Origin of the sequence: Enterobacter sp. BIDMC 30 (assembly GCF_000534355.1) — a bacterium.
Classification (GTDB): Bacteria; Pseudomonadota; Gammaproteobacteria; order Enterobacterales; family Enterobacteriaceae; genus Enterobacter; species Enterobacter ludwigii.
On sequence record NZ_KI973169.1, the window covers coordinates 550,083 to 567,705 of the forward strand.

Annotated in this window: 21 protein-coding genes; 4 read left to right on the forward strand and 17 right to left on the reverse strand. The window is 57.1% G+C overall.

The features are described 5' to 3' along the window. Position 1: 1 nt before the first annotated feature. The 15 genes from L466_RS19660 to L466_RS19590 all read right to left on the reverse strand — a co-directional run bounded on the left by L466_RS19660 (position 2) and on the right by L466_RS19590 (position 12,864). Positions 2–580 carry a DUF3261 domain-containing protein gene (locus tag L466_RS19660; RefSeq protein WP_014172042.1) on the reverse strand — a complete coding sequence of 193 codons (579 nt, stop codon included), beginning with the start codon at positions 578–580 and terminating at the stop codon, positions 2–4. Further along, the gene (locus L466_RS19655; RefSeq protein WP_032680126.1) at positions 577–2,901 is read right to left on the reverse strand and encodes an MMPL family transporter; all 2,325 of its coding nucleotides are present in this window, start codon (positions 2,899–2,901) and stop codon (positions 577–579) included. The genes L466_RS19660 and L466_RS19655 overlap by 4 nt, the downstream gene beginning before the upstream one ends. Next, a complete protein-coding gene (locus L466_RS19650; protein WP_032680127.1) occupies positions 2,870–3,475 on the reverse strand; it encodes an outer membrane lipoprotein carrier protein LolA in 606 nt (201 codons plus the stop codon). The genes L466_RS19655 and L466_RS19650 overlap by 32 nt, the downstream gene beginning before the upstream one ends. Continuing rightward, on the reverse strand, positions 3,472–3,894 hold the full coding sequence (locus L466_RS19645; protein WP_014172038.1) for an acyl-CoA thioesterase: 423 nt from the start codon (positions 3,892–3,894) through the stop codon (positions 3,472–3,474). Before L466_RS19645 ends, L466_RS19650 begins: the two co-directional genes overlap by 4 nt. 3 nt (positions 3,895–3,897) lie before the next feature. After that, the gene (locus L466_RS19640) at positions 3,898–5,589 is read right to left on the reverse strand and encodes a glycosyltransferase family 2 protein (protein ID WP_032680128.1); all 1,692 of its coding nucleotides are present in this window, start codon (positions 5,587–5,589) and stop codon (positions 3,898–3,900) included. Beyond that, positions 5,580–5,933, reverse strand: coding sequence for an ApeI family dehydratase (locus L466_RS19635; RefSeq protein WP_020884527.1), 354 nt, complete (start codon positions 5,931–5,933; stop codon positions 5,580–5,582). The genes L466_RS19640 and L466_RS19635 overlap by 10 nt, the downstream gene beginning before the upstream one ends. Beyond that, positions 5,920–7,281: a class I adenylate-forming enzyme family protein gene (locus tag L466_RS19630; protein ID WP_032680129.1), complete on the reverse strand. Its 1,362-nt coding sequence runs from the start codon at positions 7,279–7,281 to the stop codon at positions 5,920–5,922. Before L466_RS19630 ends, L466_RS19635 begins: the two co-directional genes overlap by 14 nt. Continuing rightward, positions 7,274–7,861, reverse strand: a complete 588-nt coding sequence (locus tag L466_RS19625) for a COG4648 family protein (RefSeq protein WP_032680130.1) — start codon at positions 7,859–7,861, stop codon at positions 7,274–7,276. Before L466_RS19625 ends, L466_RS19630 begins: the two co-directional genes overlap by 8 nt. Positions 7,862–7,867: 6 nt before the next feature. After that, on the reverse strand, positions 7,868–8,119 hold the full coding sequence (locus L466_RS19620) for an acyl carrier protein (RefSeq protein WP_014172033.1): 252 nt from the start codon (positions 8,117–8,119) through the stop codon (positions 7,868–7,870). Positions 8,120–8,132: 13 nt separating this feature from the next. After that, a complete protein-coding gene (locus L466_RS19615) occupies positions 8,133–8,390 on the reverse strand; it encodes a phosphopantetheine-binding protein (protein WP_020884530.1) in 258 nt (85 codons plus the stop codon). Continuing rightward, positions 8,371–9,186, reverse strand: coding sequence for a lysophospholipid acyltransferase family protein (locus L466_RS19610; RefSeq protein ID WP_025202835.1), 816 nt, complete (start codon positions 9,184–9,186; stop codon positions 8,371–8,373). Before L466_RS19610 ends, L466_RS19615 begins: the two co-directional genes overlap by 20 nt. Further along, positions 9,183–9,905: a beta-ketoacyl synthase chain length factor gene (locus tag L466_RS19605; RefSeq protein ID WP_032680131.1), complete on the reverse strand. Its 723-nt coding sequence runs from the start codon at positions 9,903–9,905 to the stop codon at positions 9,183–9,185. Before L466_RS19605 ends, L466_RS19610 begins: the two co-directional genes overlap by 4 nt. 64 nt (positions 9,906–9,969) lie before the next feature. Beyond that, a complete protein-coding gene (locus tag L466_RS19600; RefSeq protein WP_014172029.1) occupies positions 9,970–11,034 on the reverse strand; it encodes a methyltransferase in 1,065 nt (354 codons plus the stop codon). Between the two features lie 67 nt (positions 11,035–11,101). Further along, positions 11,102–11,491: a hypothetical protein gene (locus L466_RS19595; protein WP_020884534.1), complete on the reverse strand. Its 390-nt coding sequence runs from the start codon at positions 11,489–11,491 to the stop codon at positions 11,102–11,104. A gap of 323 nt (positions 11,492–11,814) precedes the next feature. Beyond that, positions 11,815–12,864 carry an AI-2E family transporter gene (locus L466_RS19590; protein WP_014172027.1) on the reverse strand — a complete coding sequence of 350 codons (1,050 nt, stop codon included), beginning with the start codon at positions 12,862–12,864 and terminating at the stop codon, positions 11,815–11,817. A gap of 144 nt (positions 12,865–13,008) precedes the next feature. Between L466_RS19590 and L466_RS19585 the strand changes: the two genes are divergently transcribed. Beyond that, complete coding sequence (locus L466_RS19585; RefSeq protein ID WP_020884535.1) at positions 13,009–14,226, forward strand: MFS transporter; 1,218 nt, start codon at positions 13,009–13,011, stop codon at positions 14,224–14,226. A 4-nt stretch (positions 14,227–14,230) separates the two neighbouring features. Here the strand turns inward: L466_RS19585 and L466_RS19580 are convergent, their stop codons facing one another. Both L466_RS19580 and L466_RS19575 read right to left on the reverse strand, forming a co-directional pair. After that, positions 14,231–14,788, reverse strand: a complete 558-nt coding sequence (locus tag L466_RS19580; protein WP_014172025.1) for a DcrB family lipoprotein — start codon at positions 14,786–14,788, stop codon at positions 14,231–14,233. 72 nt (positions 14,789–14,860) lie between these two features. Beyond that, positions 14,861–15,526, reverse strand: coding sequence for a 7-cyano-7-deazaguanine/7-aminomethyl-7-deazaguanine transporter (locus tag L466_RS19575; RefSeq protein WP_020884536.1), 666 nt, complete (start codon positions 15,524–15,526; stop codon positions 14,861–14,863). A gap of 166 nt (positions 15,527–15,692) precedes the next feature. Between L466_RS19575 and tusA the strand changes: the two genes are divergently transcribed. The 3 genes from tusA to L466_RS19560 all read left to right on the forward strand — a co-directional run bounded on the left by tusA (position 15,693) and on the right by L466_RS19560 (position 17,619). After that, on the forward strand, positions 15,693–15,935 hold the full coding sequence (gene tusA, locus L466_RS19570) for a sulfurtransferase TusA (RefSeq protein ID WP_020884537.1): 243 nt from the start codon (positions 15,693–15,695) through the stop codon (positions 15,933–15,935). 191 nt (positions 15,936–16,126) lie between these two features. Next, complete coding sequence (locus L466_RS19565) at positions 16,127–17,098, forward strand: TRAP transporter substrate-binding protein (RefSeq protein ID WP_014172022.1); 972 nt, start codon at positions 16,127–16,129, stop codon at positions 17,096–17,098. 11 nt (positions 17,099–17,109) lie between these two features. Beyond that, entirely contained in the window at positions 17,110–17,619 is a 510-nt protein-coding gene (locus L466_RS19560; RefSeq protein WP_014172021.1) for a TRAP transporter small permease, read from the forward strand. Positions 17,620–17,623 lie beyond the last annotated feature (4 nt).

Consider the following 17,623-nt stretch of genomic DNA (forward strand, 5'->3'; position numbering starts at 1 on the left):
CTCAGTCACCCAGATATTGAATGGTGATGTGGTAGTTAAAGACGTGTTGCTCGATGCTGATTGGCACGCGCTTGCCTTTGCGTTGCAGGTAGACAATGTCAGTCACCAGCTTGCCGCTGGCATTGCGTAGCTCGCGCCGATCGCCCTTGTCTTTAAGCGTCCAGCCCTTTGGCAGTTGTGGCTGCCAGGCACTGAGTGGCCAGTGGCTGAGCATCACATCGGCCAGTACCTGGCTGGCGGGAGGCAACTGCGGTACAACGATCGACTGTTCGGTGTGGATCCCGGTGTCGTCGTAAGTCGCCAGGAACAGACGGATACCGACGGAAGAGAGCCCGGCAAGCGTCACTTTGTGATCATCCGCGTTGAGCATGACCAGCAGGGACTGCGTTTGTCCGTTGAAGGTTCCGGTCAGCAGCTGCTGCGAACTGACCGCCGGGGTAATACCGGGCGGCGGCAGCGTCACTCGGGTTCCCGGCTGAAGCCAGGCCTGCGGACGTGTCCCTTCAGTATCGGTCGAATGGCTACAGCCTGCCAGCAGCAGCGTCGCGACCAGCGCGGCTGCGCGGTAAAAAGCATTCATTTTCGTTTTCTCTCTTTCTTAACAGGCATCGCCAGCGGCGCCAGCAGGAAGGCGGTAAAAATGCCGCTCACCAGCACAATACCGAAGCTGCTGATGGCCTGCGTGGCGCTGAACACGAGCATGCCTAACGTCAGCAGCGTGGTCATCATCGCCAGTGTGATGGCCAGCATCGACGTCAGCGGCGTACCGCGCGGGTTGCCGAAAAACAGCGTGTAGTTAATGCCAATGCCGAGCACCAGGACCAGCGCCAGCAGTGAAAACAGATTTACCGGATGCCCCGTGACGGCCAGCGCGGCCAGCCCGCAGCTGAGCGACAGCACGGACGGGACCAGACTGATAAGTCCTTTTCGCCAGCCGAGGCGTACCATCGCCCCGCAGGCAATCACCGCCAGCGCGACAAACAAGAGTCCCGTTAACAGCGTGCGGTAGAGCGCAAACAGGCTGTCAAAACTGGCCTTGCGATCGACCCAGACAACGCCCGCATGACGGGCGGCTACTTCGCTGAGTGCGGCGCTGTTCCGGGCGTTGTCCACCGGCACTAACACACCGCTTTCGCCGTCAGGCAGGGTCAGCCACAGCAGACGCCAGCCTTCGCTGGCCGGGCTGGCGAGCCACGCCTCCACGCTCACGGGCATGGCGTTCAGATTCGGTGTGACGGTGTTCAGCCCCGCGTTTCGCAGCGCGTTCGTTATGGCCGGCGCGGCCTGCTGCAACAGCAGCAGATCGCTTTTCTGGCGCGCCAGCGAATTTAAGGGCAGGGTCCGCCAGCGGGTAATATCCCCCGCTTTTTGGGCCTGGGCTAACGCCGGGGTAAAGGCTTCCAGCCGTTCCAGCGTTTGCTGCGGCGATGCGCCATACACCACAAACCATTTCTGATCGACACCTTGCCCGGTCAGGGCGGTAATGGTTTTCTCCTGCGCCAGAATGTCTTTGGGCAGCGCCTGTAGCTGGGCGATATCGTCGTTGACCTTCAGGGTGGCAAGCCCGGCAGCCGAGACCAGCGCCAGTACCACAGGCAGGCCCACAGAGAGTTTTTTATTGCGTCGCCAGGCGGCCAGCCAGCGCAACATCAGGACCATAAACGGAACCGGCCGCACCGGCAAACCACGGCACAGCCAGGGATGCCAGAAAATCACCGTCAGGCAGGAGGCGCTCAGCCCCACCGCGGCAAACACTGCCATCTGGCGGATCCCGGGGAAGGGGGCCAGCATCATAATCAGGTAGGCGGCAACGGTCGTCAGCAGCGCCAGCAGCAGCGCATTACGTACTTTGGCCAGGCTTTGCCACGGGGAATGTTCTGCGCCGTGCACCATGCGTTCGGTGAGGTAATAGAGCGTGTAATCCGCTGAAATTCCGATGATGCTCATGCTCATCACCAGCGTCATCAGATGCAGTTCGCCAAACAGCAGCAGCGTCACCACCGTACCCGCCAGCGCACCTGTGGCAATGGAAATCAGACACAGCAGCAGGGGTTTCAGGGAACGAAACACTGCCAGGATGAGCAGGATAACCCCAAGGATCGTGACGATGCCCAGCGTAGAGATGTCCCGTTTTGCCTGCTGGCTGGCGTAATCACTGTAAAACACGGTACCGCGTGAGAGCAGCTGCGCCTGCGGAAAGCGTGTTTTCAGCGTCTCCTGCAGGGCGGTAAGGGTGGTTACCAGCTGATGGGTTTGCTGCATATCAAACGATGAGCCCGCCAGCTCACCGTGCAGCATATACCAGTAATTTCCACTGGCATCCTGGGTGACCAGCCAGCCGTCCATCAGCCGTAGCTTCTGGCTGTTTTGCGCCAGCGCCAGCTGCGAGCCGCGTATCAGCATCAGGGGATCGTTTTGCAACTCTTTGCCACTCACGCCGGAAAAGGCCGAGTAGAGCTGGGATAAAATCCACTGCGCCTGCGCCTCACCGCCGTTTTGCAGGCGGGCCCGGGTGGCCGAATCAATCAGGCCGTTGCGATGCTGCCAGAAGAACTCGCCCCAGGCTTTTTGCCCGGCGGCGTCCATCGGGCCTTTAACCTCCCTGAGCGAATGGCTGTTTTTCAACAGATCCAGCCACTGCTGCGCCACCCGCGGATCGGGTTCTTTACCGGGACTGACCAGCCAGACAAGCTGGCGGTCAAGACGCTGCATAAACGCGTCGTTGAGTGCCGGCGGGATTGCCCCGAGCGTCTGCTTCGGCAGCATAGCCAGTACGCTGCTGTTCAGGCGCGCGCCGGGCAGCAGCGACAGCAACACACCCAACAGAATCAGGCATACCGTCGCCCACAGCAGCGCCGGGCGCAGGGATTTACGGTGCGGCAAAGCGTTGGCGTTCGTCATCGGTCAGGCTGGCGGGCGTCAGTGTGTGGCGGGAAAGGACGATATCGGTACGGTCGCCCTGCTTATCGTTGAGGCGAATCGTCTCAAGGTAGGTCGCGCCGCCCAGATCGAGGGTAGCGAAAATTTTGTCCAGCGGTGTCGTTGTGGGGGTCAGCACCAGCGACCAGCGGCCTTCGCCGAGATCGCGAAAATCGATGCGGAAGTTCTCTTCCAGCACCTTGCGGTCGGCCTGGAACAGCGCCCGCAGCAGGTGGTTGAACTGGAACATCTGCGGGTTATTGTCGGCGGTAATGGTCTGCGGAGGCTGGCCATTGATCGTCTGGATCATCCGTTTATCATCCAGCAACAACGTCATGGGGAAAGGCGCTTTTTGATCCCACAGCAGGCCGCTGTCGCGTGCGAGCAACATTTCGCCCTGCGAGCGCAGCGGCTGTGGCAGATCCTTAATCGTCCGGACCTGTTCGAAATGCGCGCGCACGACAGGTTGCCCGGTAAACCGCTGCTGCAGCTCATCCAGCGTCACGGCGCTCACCAGCGGGCTGATCATCAGTGCCAGCACAGGCAACCATCTCATGGCGTAACTCCCATTCGTTCAAACAATATAGCCGGGCTGACAAAGCACATTTCACGGCTGGCTTCTTCGACGGCCACCTGGATGGTATAGCCGGTGGTGGTGCGTTTACCGGTTTGCGCGTCGAAAATTTGATAGGCGATGCGCAGACGGTTTTCATACTCTTCGATGTGCGCGCGCACACGGATGCGCTGCTCAAAGGTCACCGCATCGCGGTATTTCACCCGGGTATCGACTACCGGCCAGACATAGCCTGACGCCTTCATCTGGCGATAGCCGTAGTTAAACTGGTTGAGCAGCGCCTCGCGGGCAATCTCAAAGTAGCGAAAATAGTTGCCGTGCCAGACCACGCCCATCATATCGACATCGTGGAACGGAACGGTGATTTCTACTTCGGTCGTAAAGCGGGGATCGGTCAGCACCCTTTACTCCTTCTCTTTGGCATCCGGCAGGTGCCAGAAATCGAAAAAATTAAACCAGTCGAGCGGTGACATTAAGGCGTAATGCTCAAGCCGCTGTGCATAGCGATCGACGGCCTGTTGCAGCGCCTGCTGGCGCTCCCCGCGTGGCAGAAGCAGCGGGTCGGCAAATGGTTCGCAGTGTATCGTGAGCGCATCCTGCTGACGCAGGGCGTAAATCAGCACCACCGGGCAGCGCAGAATGGAGGCGAGAATAAACGGCCCTTGCGGGAACGGGGCGGGCTGTCCCATAAACGAACTCCAGATCACCCGCCAGTCGCCGCCGCGCTGTGGCGTGACCGCTATGCGATCGCCCACAATGGCGACCCATTCACCGCGCTCAAGCTTCTCTTTGATGGCGATGGCGGTATCCGGCCCAATGTCCGTCACGGGCATCAGGTTAACCCCCGCCTGGGGTGCCATCTCGGTCATGATCTGTTTAAAGCGCTGCGCGTTATCGCTAAAGACCAGCGCGTTGATGACTTTGCTGCCTTCCAGCTGAGCCAGTGCCCGGCAGGCTTCCACATCGCCAAGATGCGACGCGAGTAGCAGTTTGCCTTGCGATGCGTCAGCATCCAGCACGTCATACGCACCGGGAGCAAAGACCACGTCACGATGAAACTTCAGTTCGCCGCGCCAGCTGGCGACTTTATCCAGCATGGCGTTGCCGAAGCGCATAAAATGGAAAAAGCTGTTAAGGCGTGGCGGAACAGGCATGTTCCGCTGCGTCAGCACCTGCTTCACTCGTGCTGTCCACTGCTGCGAAGCCTGTCGCGCCTGTTGGGCCGTAAGCCAGTACACCCCGATAACCGGCCACAGCAGCACGGTAAAGGCCCGGCGGCCAAACAGCTGCCAGACGCGCAGCATCAGGCGCATTCCCCACAGGCCCTTCACCTCGTCCTGCTGCGCCCAGTGCTGGCGACGACGACGAAGCAGCAGGGCGGGAATGCGGGGCAGCATGCCGAAGAACAGCCGGGTGTGCATCAGTGAGATCCGCACGTTGTCTTTGAGCGCGTCGAAATGGGATAACCCGTCCGGCGGATAGGTAACGCGGGTCGGCAGAAAATAGCTGGTATTGCCCTGCCAGTAGAGACGGACCATCACTTCGGTGTCAAAGTCCATACGTTTACCAAGCGGCACGCGTGCGGCCAGCTGCAGCGTGGGCGAGACCGGGTAGACCCGAAAACCGCACATGCTGTCTTTAAGTTGCAGGGACAGGGTTTCAATCCATACCCAGACGTGCGTTATCCAGCGACCGTAGAGGCGGGAGCGCGGAATGGACTCATCGTAAATGGGCTGGCCAGATATCAGCGCCTCCGGGTGACGCTCAGCCAGAGCCAGCATTTTGGGGATATCCTCAATAGCATGCTGGCCGTCGGCATCCACCTGTACGGCGTGGGTATAGCCCGCGCGGGCCGACTCTTCCAGCCCCTTAATGACCGCGGCACCTTTACCTGCGTTTTGCGCCAGACGTACCAGCGTAACCTGGGGCTGCCCGGCGGCCAGACGCTCCAGAATGCGGCGCGTCTGCTCGTCACTTCCGTCATCGACCACCAGACAGGGCAAGCCGAACGGTGCCAGCCGCGACAGTACTTTTGCCATCATCGCGCCATGGTTGTAGCACGGGATCAGCACGCAGGGGCGGAAGGTTACTGACACAGGCGAATCTTCCCGCTGCTGGCAGTATGGCGATCGTCACCGGCATGGCGCTGGTAGCTGAAGGTCAGTATCTGACGTTCGGCATGCCAGTTAAGGACCAGCGTGACCGTGGTATCCGGCAGCAGAGGGGCCTGGAATTTCACATTTTGGATGCTGTGAAAACGGTAACCCGGCGCCAGCAGCGTGGTGGCGTAGTGCATGACCCAGTCAATCTGTGCCACACCTGGCAGCAACGGCTGTACGGCAAAATGCCCCTGGAACCAGAACAGGGAGGGGTCAAGATGCAAAACGATTTCCAGGTGCTGCGGCTGTGCCTGGTGGCGTTCGATTTCATGAATTTTCATGAAACAACTCCTGTAACTGCGCATAGACACGCTTATTCATACTGTTTACCGGCATCTCATCGATAATGCGCCAGTAGCGGGGGACGGCGACCGGCTCAAGCCAGGGCCGCAGGGCGCGGCGCCAGGCCAGTTCCTGCGTTTTTTTGCCCTGCTGATGCCAGCGCTGACGGGTCTTCTCATCCAGAACCAGCAGGACACCTATACCCTGACGACCTCCGCGGGTAACCGGTAATGCTGCGGCTTCACATATGCCCTCAAGCTCCAGCAGGCGACGTTCAATCTCGTTCAGTGAGATACGCTTTTCTTCGATTTTGACCACCCGACCACGACGTCCGGCAATGCTAAAAAAACCGTTACTGTCGAAGTGCAGGATATCGTCCAGCTCTAACCCTGCGCCTTCGTGAATGAGCGGGGAGGTCACGCGGCAGATTTCCCCTTCACTCTGGAACACCACGCCGGGGAAGGCGAGCCAGGGAACGCTGTCCGCCTGACGGTGCCGCCAGGCGAGGATCCCGGTTTCGGTGCTGCCGTAGATTTCATCCGGCCAGACGTTAAGCCAGCCATGGGTCTCCGTGACATCGCACCAGGGCAGCATTCCCCCGGCGGAGATCAGCATCACGACAGGAGGGGCAGTCAGCTCGGTATCCAGCCGTTTCAGGAACGCCGGACTACTGATAAAAAGGTACTGTCTGTCGTGAGGGAGTGCCGCCAGCTGCTCAGCGTAATAGAGCATGGCGGCGTGCAGCGGAAGCCCCATCGCCATTGGCAACATGATGCGGAACGTCAGGCCATAGAGATGTTGTGGCACAACCGAGGCCACAATGCTGCAGCCCGCCAGGCGTTCGCCAAAACGGTTCGCCAGCAGGCATGCTTCACGGTCCAGGCTGGCGATGTGTTTAATGACCCGGCGCGGGGTGCCCGTGGAGCCCGAGGTAAAGAGTTCAACAAAGCGCGCGTCGTCAATGACGGGCAACGGTGCCCATTGGCACGCGCGCTGAGGGGAGGAGGTCACCACAATGACCTTTCCCTGAATATCCAGCGTCTGATCGCTCAGGACACCGCTAAACAGCGACTGCTGTTCGTCGAGCAGAGAGACCCGGCTATGGCCTGGAATGACCGGGGTTTTACCGGAATGCAGTGAGGCCAGCAGCGCAACAATAAACAGGTAGCTGTTTTCAAAGCACAGCGCCCAGCGTTCACCCTCCTGCTGTCGCAATGCTTCTACCAGCAAGGTGACATCGTGGCGCAACTCACCCAGCGTCCAGGTGCGATCGTCAAGCCAGGCGATCGGCGTGTCGTCAGGGCGTGGAGCATTTAACCACTGGCCCAGCGGGAGGGGTTTATTCATCGAGCTTCTCTTTTTTCATCACCCGTTGACGCACCAGCCACTCTGTCGCCATCAGCGTGCCCATCAGAAAATAAGCCACCATACCGTTCCACACTGTCCAGACATGCATATCGCCGTGTAGCACGGTAAACAGGGCTATCGCACCGTTACCGAGGAAAAACCCGCACCACACCAGCGTCACCTTACGGGTATATCGCACACCCACCGGAGGCAAATTCGGTTCACGCAGACGTGCCAGCCGTTCAACCAGCGGCATGGTTGTCCACAGTGAGCCGCCAAACACGGCCAGCATCACGAGATTAACCACCACCGGATAGAGCAGCAGCCACTGGTGCGCTTTCAGCAGATAGCTCGCCGCGCAGAGCGCCAGGCCTGCCAGCGCAATGCACTGCACCACATACCGCATCGGGCCTGCGTTTCGCCGCGCCTGATGCAGACGCAGCACCAGCACCAGGGCCATCAGCGGCAACAGCCAGTGCAGACCGTTGTGCGTCAGCCCCAATCCAATCAGGAATGGCCATGCCAGCAACACGACTCCCGTCAGGAGTGGGATCGCCGGAAACGCTCGTCCTCCAGGCACGGTGGTTTACTCGTCGCGCAAAAGCTGAGCGACAGCGTCAACCACATCCTGCACGGTACGGACAGATTTGAAGGTTTCCGGTTTGATTTTCGTCCCCGTTTTCTTCTGCAGGTGAACAATCATGTCCACTGCATCGATACTGTCCAGATCCAGATCTTCGTACAGGCGAGCCTCAGGCGTGATTTCCTGTGGGTCGAGTTCAAACAGCGTAGCCAGGAGTTCGCAGACTTCCTGATAAATGGTTTCTTGTTCAGTCATAACGGATCACATCTCAGGCGCGTTGAGCGTTGATAAAAGAAGCCAGCGTGGCGACGGAAAAGAAGTGCTGACGCATCTCTTCGCTTTCGGCAGACAGCACCACGCCATACTGGTTTTTCACGGCCAGGCCAAGTTCGAGGGCGTCGATAGAGTCGAGACCCAGTCCATCACCAAACAGCGCAGCATCGGTATCGATATCCTCGGCGGTAAGCTCGTCCAGATTCAGCGTGGTGATGATGAGGTTTTTAATTTCAAGATGAAGCGCTTGCATCATTAATTCCTGACAAAGATTGAAGGCCTGATGTTAATCGATGCTGCAGATGCCGGTTTAACTGCCTTGCCGCCAGTGCCGGTTCTTGTGTCTTCGCATCGTAAAAAGCGTCGATATTCACGCGATCGCGAACATCTACGGTGAAAACAGGTTTTACGGGCGGTACGTCGTACCAGTGACTTTTTTTATCCAGCAGAGGTTCGCTGCAGTGGATCACCACGATGCGCAGGTCGCTGTGGCAGCGCACGGCAATATTTGCCGCGCCGCGCTGGAGGGAGATTGCCTCTCCCGACCGGGTTCGTGTGCCTTCCGGGAAAATTAACAGCGTGTCGCCCTGGGCCAGACGCTGCTGGCTTGCACTGAGGAGCGTTTCCGCTTCGCTGTTAATCAGGTAATCCGCTGCGCGAATGACGCCGCTGACAAAGGGGTTGCGGAGCAACGCACTTTTCACCAGACAGTCGGTTTCGGGCATGACTGACGCCAGAATCACGTAATCAATCAGCGTGGGGTGATTGGCCACCACCAGACAACCGCGATCCCCGCGAAGGGCGTCAAGATTGTGAATGCGATAGTCCAGTACCCCGGTGCCACGGGCGACATGTAAGAAAAAGCGGAAGCTGGCCGCGATACTGCGACGCGCCAGGCGACGGCGTCTGGCGCGGTCGCGCTGAACCAGCAACAGCAGGTTGAACCACACCAGCGACAGCAGCAGCCCGCCCGTGCCAAACAGCACGAAGCAGAAGCCGGTCATCATCAGACGCCATAACCAGTTGATACGGGCAGTCAGGCGGCTCATTTGCGTGTCCATTGCCACAGCAGACGTTCGCCTGAAACCACAAACTGTCGTTCATCGCGGAGGTAACGTTGCAGGAACATCAGGCTCTGCGGCAGGGGAGGTTCTTCACCCGTGCTGCCGCTGTGGGTTTCACACTGCAGTGTGCTCCCGGCTTCAATCACCAGGGCCAGCGCGTAGGGCCAGGTGGGCATCTGCGGCGGTAAACCCGGATGATAAAAATCGGGCAGGGCGCCGTCAAAATCGACCAGCAAGACGCGGGAATAGCCCGCCTGAAGCAGGCTCAACACTTCACATAATGCCTGCTGGAAGGTGTCCAGCCCGGCAGAAACAGAAGACGAGACGATGGGGTGTCGCGCAGTGATCGTCAGGTTGCCCACCGCCGAATTGTGCACGGACATGGCAAAGTCTGTCGGCGAGACGGCCTGACCGGTCGCCAGGGAGTGCAGGATGCGGAAATTACGCTCCAGTTCGCCATGACGGCTGGAATAGACAACGGCATCAATCGCGTGGCGGCGAAGCAGGGTGAGTCCGAGGTCTACCGCCAGCTTACTGCCCGAGTTGAGGCGGCGCGCGGTCATCATTGGCAGTTCGGTAAGCTTAGGCAGCGGCGCAGCCGGGTCGAGGGTAAGGTGCTGGCGTGACCACGCCTGCCACTCTGCGGCATCGCTCAGGCCTGGCGCTCTTGCCTGCCAGTCAATTATGTTCAGTGAAAATTTCATCTACGCGCGTCCGCGGAAAACCATCATTAAAAGACAGGCAAGCCTGCCGGGCAGTTCAACTGCTCTATTGTTCAATTTTTTGACAAATCAAAAGGGTATGACCTACCCCAAGGTTGTCCAGCCGCTGTTCTACGTGGAAACCGGCCCGCTCCAGGTAGTGATAAAATTTCTCTACACTGTAAAACCGGCTGTTGCCGTTCGCCATACAGGTGAAATAAAGCGAGGTAGCATTCAGGCTGAATGAGGCGGCTTCAAATTTTTGGGCATCCCAGAACAGTTCCATGATGCACAGTCGCGCGCCGGGCTTCATAACCTGTGCAACGCGAGTCAACATGGCGACAATCTGGTCCGGAGAGAAACAATCCAGGAACTGGCTCATCCACCAGATATCGGCTTCACCCGGCAATGTCGCATGACTAAGCATATCGACAGCATGGAAGCCAATGCGATGAGATAAACCTGCTTTTTCGATGTTTTCCTGCGCCAGCGTTATCTGCTGTGGCAGGTCAAGGATCGTCACGGCAACATTGTCGTCATAGCGGCAGCAGCGTAACGCCCATTTACCCGTATTTCCGCCCACATCGTACAATTTTGTCGGCGAGCTTGCGAATATATATGGCAGCGCCGCGTCGAAAGCGGCATCAGAATAGTAATGATCAAAAGCGAACCAGCTCTCTTTTGCCTGCGCGGGTAATTGTGATAATGCCGGATAGATGGTTGGCCAGTTGCCAAACACGGATAATCCCGCCGGTTTTTCTTCCTGCAGGGCATCGGCCAGATGGAATAATCCCTGGTAACAAACATCCTGCGTGAAATCCATATTCACGCGGGTCATGGTGTCATGCAATAAGAAATGACCCACCTTTGCCAGGAAATAGCGCCCTTCTTTACAGGTAACGATCCGTCCGCTTAATCCCATATCCAGCAATACGCTTACGCTATAACTGCTCAGGGTACTGTTTTCGGTTATTTCCTCGAGACTTGCCCCTGTTTTCCCTTTTTTATCCAGCCAGGAAAGCACGCCCGAATTACGCAGACAACGCGCGGTCTGAAACAGCATCGGCGCAAAAGCGATGCGTTGCGCTTCGGTAATGGCGTCCAGCGCGTTGAGGGTGTCCTTTTCGTACATGCGTGCGTAACCTTATGAGGCCGAGAAAAACGTTATCGGGCTATTTCGGCCCGACATGAGGAAAATATTACAGCGCGGCACCTGCAGAGAGGTTCATCTGAATATCGTGGTCGAGGTTATGCACCCAGCGGTTATAGTTCTTGTGGATTTTACCGTCGGCGGCTTTCAGGTTCATACTGCTTTCGTAATTAATTGAATAGCTTGTCGCAGAATAAGGAATACGGATTTCGACCGAGTGGTCGCGTGCCTGCAGACGGCCTTTAATTACGCCCGGGCCCGCTTCGCTCATGATCCAGTCGCGCTTCTGGCCTGCTTTCAGAATGGCGGTTTTCACCTGCTCAGCGGTGTGGCCTGTACTGACAGTAGCGTGAACCTGATCGATTGGGGCGGTACGCGCGCAACCGGCCAGTGCGCCGACGACAGCAACAGCAGCAAACCATTTAATGATCTTTTTCATCAACAACTCCGTATCAATAATAACAATTTAAATCAGTAATTTTAAAAAATTATATTTTGGCGGGGTATTATCGCTAATGAGGATAATTTTTGTCGATATAAAAGTGGTTATTTATTTTACGCGAGGGGAGGTGTAATGCATTGAAACGAAAGGGTGAGAATTATATGTCATGTAATTTGCGTTAAATAAATATTTGCATGATAATTCATTTATTAGGGCGGGATAAATAACGCGAAATCCTCCTTAACGAAAATGAAAATTACCGCGCGGTGAGCGTCGCGGTAATTTTCGGTGTGTTGCACAGTTACGCGTTGTGGGACCCGTTATCCCGGCAATCGGCTTTTCGGTCGCCCGGGACCCAACAGGATCGCCAGTTTGCTGCCACCTTTGGTGGTTTCCATCCAGATCTTACACACGCTGGTCAGCGGTACTGACAGTAACATCCCGACCGGTCCCAGCAGCCATCCCCAGATCAGCAACGACAAGAACACCACCAGCGTCGACATTCCGAGACGGTGGCCCATCATGCGCGGCTCAAGGATATTGCCCAGCACCATATGCACGACCAGGAACAGCGCCCCCACCAGCATGCATTCGTAAAAGCCATTGAACAGAAACGCCTGAATCATCGGCGGCACGGCGGAAAGCACCGCGCCGATGTTGGGTACGTAGTTCAGCAGAAACGCCAGTACGCCCCACATCAGCGCGAACTGCACGCCCATCAGCATCAGTCCCAGCCAGACAATCACCCCGGTCCAGACGCTTAACAGCGTTTTCAGGGCCAGATATTTGGACACGCCCTTCAGGGCCCGGTGTAAACCCGCAATATGAATTTGCGGGTTATTCAGCGCAAAGCGCAGCTTATAAGGAACATGGCGGACCTCGAACAGCATAAACACCACCGTCATCACCAGCAGCAGGATGCTGGCCATCGCGCCGGAAAGGCCGGTCATCAGGGTGGTGGCGTAGGTCATGACCTTCTCTGAATCCATGCGGCGTAACATCCGCTCGGGTGAGATATGCAGGTTAAGAAAAGGCATCATCTCCTGAAGCGAAACGATCTTACGCGTCAGCTCTTTGTTGTACTGCGGGAGCATGGTGGAGAATTCACTGAGCGACGCCGCCAGCACGCCGAAAAGCGCCGTCAGGGCAATCATCATCACGATGACCACGATAGTAATGGCCACCGGACGGCTGATGCCCCGGCGCAAAAACCAGGTCACCAGCGGATTAAGCACAATGGCAAAAAAGAGCGCCAGCAGGAGCTGGACAATGATGTCAGCGGCAGCATGGATACCTGCGAGGATAACCACCAGGCAGGCGAGTTTTAATAAGATGTGAAGTCCTGCTTTGTCGGACTGGTTCGGTATCATGCGGGTTCCTTAATGTGATAGCCCGTTAAGTGTAGTGCCCGGTGGCCGCTTCGTCTGGAGCCGATAATCTGAAAGTCAGTGCTGATTTTCTTATCCTGCCGTGGTAATAGTGAAACACTGTTGTAAAAATTCAGGTTAAACCCCATGCCAGAGCATGCCGCCGAACCGGCGCTGAGCGGATTGCGCCTCAATCTGCGCATTGTTTCCGTTGTGATTTTTAACTTCGCCAGTTATCTGACGATTGGCCTGCCGCTGGCGGTGTTGCCGGGCTATGTCCATGACGTCATGGGTTTTAGCGCATTCTGGGCGGGGCTGGTCATCAGCCTGCAGTATTTCGCCACGCTCCTGAGCCGCCCGCATGCCGGGCGCTATGCGGATCTGTTTGGGCCAAAGCGCATCGTCATTGTGGGGCTCTGCGGCTGTTTTCTGAGTGGTCTGGGCTACCTGCTGGCCGCCACCACCAGCCACTGGCCGCTGGTCAGCCTGGCGCTGCTCTGTCTGGGGCGTGTGATTCTGGGTATTGGACAAAGTCTGGCGGGCACCGGTTCGACGCTGTGGGGCGTGGGTGTGGTGGGTGCGTCCCATATTGGCCGGGTGATCTCGTGGAACGGTATCGTCACTTACGGCGCAATGGCGCTGGGCGCACCGCTGGGGGTGATCTGTTATGCCTATGGCGGGCTATCCGGGCTGGCTATCACCATTATGGTCGTCGCGCTGCTCGCGATTCTGTTTGCCCTGCCGCGCCCGAAGGTGAAGGCCAGCAAAGGCAAGCCACTGCCGTTCAGGGCGGTGCTGGGGCGCGTCTGGCCTTATGGTATGGCGCTGGCGCTGGCAACCACCGGCTTCGGCGTGATCGCCACGTTCATCACTCTCTTCTATGACGCCAAAGGCTGGGACGGCGCAGCCTTTGCCCTGACGCTGTTTAGCTGTGCGTTTGTCGGCGCGCGTTTACTCTTCCCGAACGGTATCAACCGTCTGGGGGGACTGAATGTGGCGTTGATCTGCTTTGCGGTAGAGATTGTCGGGCTGGTGTTGACCGGGATTGCCACCGCACCGTGGATGGCGAAAATGGGCGTTTTCCTCGCCGGCGCAGGCTTTTCGCTGGTCTTCCCGGCACTCGGCGTGGTCGCGGTAAAAGCCGTGCCACAGCAGAACCAGGGGTCGGCGCTGGCGACCTACACGGTGTTTATGGACATGTCGCTGGGCATTACCGGGCCGCTGGCAGGGCTGGTGATGGCGTGGGCAGGGGTACCGGTAATCTATCTTGCCGCGGCGGGTCTGGTGGTTATCGCATTGATGCTGACATGGCGGCTAAAAAAATGGCCCCCGGTGCAGGCACCGGAGGCCACGTCATCATCGTGAAGAATTACTGGATCACGATGGTGTTAATGATGTTTTCAGCAGCCGTCTGCGCTTTCTGCTGATTTTCCGCCGGCAGAGTGATCTGCAGGGTCAGCAGTTTGTTATCGACCTTGCCAAGCACCACGGAAGAGTAAGCGGTCTGGCCTTTTGCTGAGATGATGCTGTCCAGCTGTTGCAGCGTGTGGCCTTTCAGTTCGATAGATTTATTGGTCACGACCTGCAGCTGCGGATCGCGGCTGCGCTGCTGATCTTCCAGACGTTTGGTCATGACGGCCAGGTCTTCGCTGGTGTCGTCGCCCACAATCACAATGACGGCTTTCTGCCCGGTTGCATCGGAGTAAACGTGCATATTGTTCGCCTGGGTACCCAGCTTGCCGCTCTGGTCAGTCATATCTGCCGGCAGAGAGAAACTGAGTTTACCGTCCAGCAGACTCACCGGCTGACCGGTGGCGTTGCTCTCTGCAGACGCGCCCTGAGCAGGCGTTTTCGTGTCGCTGTTATCACAGGCTGCAAGGCCCACAACCAGCAGGCCAATCCCGACATATTTAACCAGATTGCGCATTAACTTCTTCCTTTCGATAAACGGCCATAACGGCTGATTGGTTCATCTTATCACAACTGATAAAGCGAACCCTTAACCAGCCTGCAATGCTGTGATTTCAGATTTATCTGCGAGTCTTTTCAGCAGCATATTCAGCAGGACGCCGTACATCGGCAGGAAGAACACAATACTGATAAGCACCTTGAAGCAGTAGTCCACAAGGGCGATTTCCATCCAGTGCTGGGCCATAAATGCATCCGGGCTACGCCAGAATGCGATAAAGAAGAAGGCCAGCGTGTCGCTGACGTTGCCGAACAGCGTGGACGCCGTAGGTGCCATCCACCAGCGATGATTTTGACGCAGGCGGTTAAACACGTGAACGTCGAGGATCTGCCCCAGCGCGTAGGCCATAAAGCTGGCGGAGGCGATACGGGCGACAAAGAGGTTGAAGTGCGTTAATGCCTCGAACCCCTGCCAGCTTCCCATATAAAACAGGGAAGAGATCACGTACGAAATGAACAGCGCCGGCAGCATGACCGCAAAAATAATGCGGCGAGCCAGCGGTGCGCCGAAAATACGCACGGTCAAATCAGTGGCGAGAAAAATAAACGGGAAACTGAACGCACCCCACGTGGTATGAAAACCAAAGATGGAGATCGGGAGTTGCACCAGATAGTTGCTGGAGGTAATCACCAGCAAATGAAAAAGCGAAAGCCAGAACAACGCTTTAACGCGCTGCGAATCAGAAAACTGCATCATGTTGTAACCTTTTTATACGTTGGGGTGAGGGAACCCAATAAAAACCGCAGCATGATACTGCTTTGGCCGGACATTGCAATGGTTAGTTTTTACGCAATCGTTAACCTGGTTGCATTGCCGACGATGGGGCGTAAACTACAGCCGTTTTTACCTGACCGAGAAGAACATGACCGATCTGTTTTCCAGCCCAGACCACACCCTTGATGCTCAGGGCCTTCGCTGCCCGGAGCCGGTAATGATGGTACGTAAAACCGTGCGCAACATGCAGACCGGTGAGACGCTGCTGATCATCGCCGACGACCCCGCCACCACCCGCGACATTCCCGGTTTTTGTACCTTTATGGAACATGAGCTAGTGGCACAGCAGACCGAAACGCTGCCGTACCGGTATGTGATCCGTAAGGGGTAAGTGCGGCCTGATGGCCTCACCACGACCCTCTCCCACCGGGAGAGGGAGAAAACCTTTCTAAACCATCGTTTCAAAATTTCACGCTTTTGTGAGGCGCTTCACCTCCGCTTTTCCGGCCGTAGTCTAGTTTTTAAGCGTACAAAAATAAAACACTGTTTTAACGCTTATCTCACTACCCTGGAGTTGACCCGATGAAAACGACCCTCAAGCCGTTACTGGCCGCCCTGTGCCTCTCCGCTTTTGCCTGCTCTGTCGCTGCGCAAACCATCAAAGCCGCCGATGTGCACCCTGAAGGCTACCCGAACGTGGTGGCGGTTCAGCAAATGGGTGAAAAACTCAAACAACAAACCGATGGCAAGCTGGAGATTAAGGTTTTCCCCGGCGGCGTGCTGGGGGATGAAAAACAGATGATTGAGCAGGCGCAGATGGGGGCGATCGATATGATCCGCGTCTCGATGGCGCCGGTGGCGGCCATCCTGCCCGATATCGAAGTCTTCACGCTGCCCTACGTTTTCCGCGATGAAGACCACATGCACAAAGTGATCGACGGGGATATCGGCAAGCAAATTGGCGATAAGCTGACCGCCAACCCGAAATCACGACTGGTGTTCCTCGGCTGGATGGACTCCGGCACCCGCAACCTGATCACCAAAGATCCGATTGTTAAACCCGACGATCTGAAAGGGAAGAAAATCCGCGTACAGGGCAGTCCGGTGGCGCTGGCGACGCTGAAAGATATGGGTGCTAACGCGGTGGCAATGGGGGTGAGCGAAGTTTACAGCGGGATGCAAACCGGCGTGATTGACGGCGCGGAGAATAATCCACCGACCTATGTCGCGCATAACTATATGCCGGTCGCCAAAAACTACACCCTCAGCGGCCACTTTATCACCCCGGAAATGCTGCTCTACTCAAAAGTGAAGTGGGACAAACTCAGCGCCGACGAGCAGAAAAAGATCCTGACCCTGGCCCGTGAAGCCCAGTTTGAACAACGTAAGTTGTGGGAAGCCTATAACGCCCAGGCGCTGGAAAAAATGAAGGCTGGCGGGGTGCAGTTCCACGAGATCGACAAAACGGTATTTATCAAAGCCACAGAGCCGGTGCGCGCCCAGTATGGCGAAAAGCATCAGGATCTGATGAAAGCCATCGCTGACGTCAAGTAACCGGAGTACGTATGTCCGAACTCTATCTGAAGTGGATGGACCGTCTCTACCTGCTGGCGATGGCCGTGGCGGGCATCTCGCTGCTGGTGATGACGATTGTGATCCCCATCGGCATCTTTTCGCGCTATGTGCTTAACCGCGGTGAATCCTGGCCGGAGCCGGTTGCCATCATCTGCATGGTGACCTTCACCTTTATCGGCGCGGCGGTCAGCTACCGTGCCGGTTCGCACATTGCGGTGAATATGCTCACCGACCGGCTGCCCGGGCCGTTAAAAACCGTCTGCGCACGGGCCGTTGATCTGCTGATGCTGCTGATCGCTGGCCTGATGTTCTGGTACAGCTACTGGCTGTGCGTCGAACTCTGGGAGCAACCGGTCGCCGAATTTCCGGTCCTGACCTCCGGCGAGAGCTATCTGCCGCTGCCGGTGGGCTCTGCCGTTCTGATCCTGTTTGTGATTGAGCGCCTGCTGTTTGGCTCGCAGGAAAACCGTCCCGTCGTGCTGATCGGCAACCACAGTTAAGGGG